This is a genomic window from Paenibacillus sp. N3.4 (genome assembly GCF_008017805.1).
In the GTDB taxonomy this organism is placed as follows: domain Bacteria; phylum Bacillota; class Bacilli; order Paenibacillales; family NBRC-103111; genus Paenibacillus_E.
In genome coordinates this window covers 1-3,107 of sequence record NZ_VRTT01000170.1, presented here as the reverse complement: position 1 = coordinate 3,107, position 3,107 = coordinate 1, and the positions used below count along the sequence as shown (strand labels likewise).

At 43.2% G+C, this 3,107-nt stretch carries 3 protein-coding genes and 2 pseudogenes; 2 read left to right on the top strand and 3 right to left on the bottom strand.

Annotated elements, in window-relative coordinates; all coding sequences use genetic code 11:
* Window positions 1–96: 96 nt before the first annotated feature.
* Window positions 97–297 (top strand): annotated as a pseudogene (locus tag FU659_RS34680) (zinc-binding dehydrogenase); the annotation flags it as partial.
* On the opposite strand, the pseudogene FU659_RS36195 reads toward FU659_RS34680, so the two are convergent.
* The 3 genes and pseudogenes from FU659_RS36195 to FU659_RS34670 all read right to left on the bottom strand — a co-directional run bounded on the left by FU659_RS36195 (window position 281) and on the right by FU659_RS34670 (window position 1,575).
* Window positions 281–702: pseudogene (locus FU659_RS36195) on the bottom strand (ATP-binding cassette domain-containing protein). The pseudogenes FU659_RS34680 and FU659_RS36195 sit on opposite strands and share 17 nt — an antisense overlap.
* Window positions 703–705: 3 nt before the next feature.
* Window positions 706–987: a hypothetical protein gene (locus FU659_RS39520; RefSeq protein ID WP_315971412.1), complete on the bottom strand. Its 282-nt coding sequence runs from the start codon at window positions 985–987 to the stop codon at window positions 706–708.
* Window positions 988–1,008: 21 nt separating this feature from the next.
* Entirely contained in the window at window positions 1,009–1,575 is a 567-nt protein-coding gene (locus FU659_RS34670) for a sigma-70 family RNA polymerase sigma factor (RefSeq protein WP_315971411.1), read from the bottom strand.
* A 383-nt stretch (window positions 1,576–1,958) separates the two neighbouring features.
* On the opposite strand from FU659_RS34670, the gene FU659_RS34665 reads away from it, so the two are divergent.
* On the top strand, window positions 1,959–2,600 hold the full coding sequence (locus FU659_RS34665; protein ID WP_147951693.1) for an NAD(P)H-dependent oxidoreductase: 642 nt from the start codon (window positions 1,959–1,961) through the stop codon (window positions 2,598–2,600).
* The last annotated feature ends 507 nt before the right edge of the window (window positions 2,601–3,107 follow it).

Here is a 3,107-nt window from a genome sequence, read left to right as displayed (position 1 = left end):
TTCTCATATTCTTCCATAAACCATACCTCCGCTTCAACTTACTAGAAGTATCGTCTGGTTTTCAATTTAACAAACCAATAGTAGATAGCGAGGAAGCAGAAAAAGCATAACGCAGAATATCATTTTCTTTTCATGAAACCCAGCGGAACTCAATTAGAATATATTAAACAACTTATTGAACTTAATCAGATAAAGCCTGTAATTGATAAAATTTATGATTTTGAAGACACACAAAAAGCTGTTGAATATTTAGAAACAGGAAGGGCTAAAGGGAAGGTTATTATAAGGTTAAAGTAATCAGATTTCTTGCAATCATGTGCCCTTCTGAGATATGTGAAAAAAGGCCGTAAGCTAGAAGCACACGACCTTCAAACCGATTAATTTCACACTTTCGATCTAAGCTTTTTCTTAATCCTTGTCGCCACAATTTCGAGCAGGACCGCGAAAAATAGGATGAAGTACGTAACAACCCCAACTTCTCTGACGTCATAATAAAAGCCACTGGCCATAAACATGTCAAACCCGATGCCGCCTGCGCGCCATCAATAATGATCTCTCCGCTGCTTGCGTCAATCATCCGGTTAATGCAACGAAGAAGGGTTGATTTCCCCGCTCCGGAAGGCCCGATGATGGAGACGAATTTCCTTCTTTCACAGCGAAGTTAACATTAGATAACGCTTTTGTATCTGCGCCATACTGCAATGATCAGTCGCCAAACACGGACATGTCGAGCTGACGTATGCGTGTAGGGTCGGAAATCAAGTCTACCTCGGCGATCTTTCCGCTCTTAATTGTAAATTTGAGCACATAGAGCAATCTTCCACGAGGAGCCGCAATGACTCCTACTGACCCGTCTATAATGGCTGATTGTGCAGCCTGTGCACGTCCCGAAACTTTTTGGACCAGCGCTCTCGCACCTCGTGTTAAGCTTGAGACGCCTCTCTGACGATCGTCTCGTAGCAGAACGTCAGGATCAAGTGCCGCCACCAGCGTATCGAAATCGCCGGCTTATGCCGCTGCAAGAAAAGCGTCGACAAGTTCGCGTTGACGAGCAAGATCGGATTCTGGTACTGCCCTCGTCCCATGCACACGTTGGCGAGCCCGGCTAGCTAATTGTCTGGCTGCGATCTCGGACTTTCCTACAATGGGGGCAATTTCGGTGAAAGGCATAGCGAATATATCATGTAAAACGAACGTGATCCGTTCTGAAGGATTCAGTTTGCTAAGCACGACTAGCAGCGCAAGACCGACAGAATCAGCCAATATGGCTTCTTGTTCGGGGTCACTTCTATCCTCATGACTAGCAAGCGTCTCGGTCAAATACGTTTCTATGGATTCCTCTCTTCTTGATTTTCGTGACCGTAGCATATCGAGGCACAATCGCGAGACAACAGTGGTTAGCCATCCTCCCAGGTTCTCGATAACGCTCGTATCCGCACGGCTAAGACGTAGCCAAGACTCCTGTACCGCGTCCTCCGCCTCACTCAATGATCCAAGCATTCGATAAGCCACCGCCTGCAGGTGATTTCGATATGCTTCGAATTTCTCCACTAACCAATCATGTTCGCTCATCATTCAACTTCCTTCTTAAAATAAAATTAGTCTCTATATGTAATGACGAACGAAATCCAGTCAATGTGACTAGACGCCAAAGATTCGTTAATTCCCCGCTTCTCTTGCATACCAGTCACATTCCCGATATTTGATCCGTCAATGTAGTGCAGGGGGAATATTGGGCTTTGATCAAAAAATGAAGGAGTGTTTCACATGTCATCAAAAATGAATACCCGCTAAGATCGTACCTAAGGCGATCCCGTCTCCAGAAAACAGACACCCTGAGCTAGACGCTTTTCCTTGCTTATCTTTATGCTAGGCTGGCTGGGGCAAAATATTCGGCACCCTCTACCTTCCAAACTTTTTAGCAATTCTACAAAAAATTGAAAGTAGGTAAGTTAATTATGGCAACAGTATTATATATAACAGCAAATCCGAACGATCATGAAAAATCTTATAGCCTGTCTGTAGGTAATGAATTTATAGAGGTTTACCGCTCTGCAAATCCGTATGATGAAATTATTCATCTGGATCTGTATAAAATGGATATTCCGCAGCTTGATTCCGATGCTTTTAGCGGTTGGGGCAAGCTCGGTGCAGGTACAGCTTTTGAACAATTGACCCTTGCAGAGAAAGCGAAAGTTAGTCGTCTCGGTGAACTCGTGGATCAATTTGCTGCTGCAGATAAATATGTATTTGTAACACCGATATGGAATTTATCATATCCGCCCGTTATGAAAGCATATATCGACTCCGTCTGTATTGCAGGTAAAACTTTCAAATATCTTCCGGATAAAGGTCCGGTAGGCTTGTTATGTGATAAAAAAGCAGTTCACATTCAAGCTAGCGGAAGTGTTTTATCTTCAGGCTCACCTTATGCAGACGGTGAAATGGGTCATCGCCACCTAAGTGCGATTATGAAGTTCTTAGGGCTAACTAGCTTTGAAGGAATCTTTGTTGAAGGTATGGCCGCGGCTCCTGACCAAGCACCAGCGATTAAAGAAAAGGCGGTTCAACGAGCGCACGAAGTTGCCCAGAACTTCTAACGACTCTGCAATTCTATAAAATAGCCACAGCCGGAACATGATTCGCATGTACCGCTGTATTGGTTATTAATAATTATTAAACAGATTAAAAATCCTCCAACAGCCTTTGCTTGTCGTTCCTTAGTCTAGCTTGCTTTGTAAGTAAATACCGAACAAGTCATTCAGGATTTCCTAGATTAGAAATTTCCCATTCAATGACCAAGAGATGGGTACATGAGTTTGCGCTCGAAATAGATAAACGAATCCGGCCCTACTTAAAACCCACAAATGATTCGTACAGAACGGACGGAGCAGGCAGCCGCGGGCAGAGATTTGATTTGATTGCAGATACTCAATCAAGAATCCAACAGATTCCATTTTATATATAAAAACAGTTTTAATTTTTTTTATTTTATCAATAGAAAAATGGAATGAAAAACAGAGGAACTGCCGAATATTTTGCCCCAGCCAGCCTAGCATAAAGATAAGCAAGGAAAAGCGTCTAGCTCAGGGTGTCTGTTTTCTGGA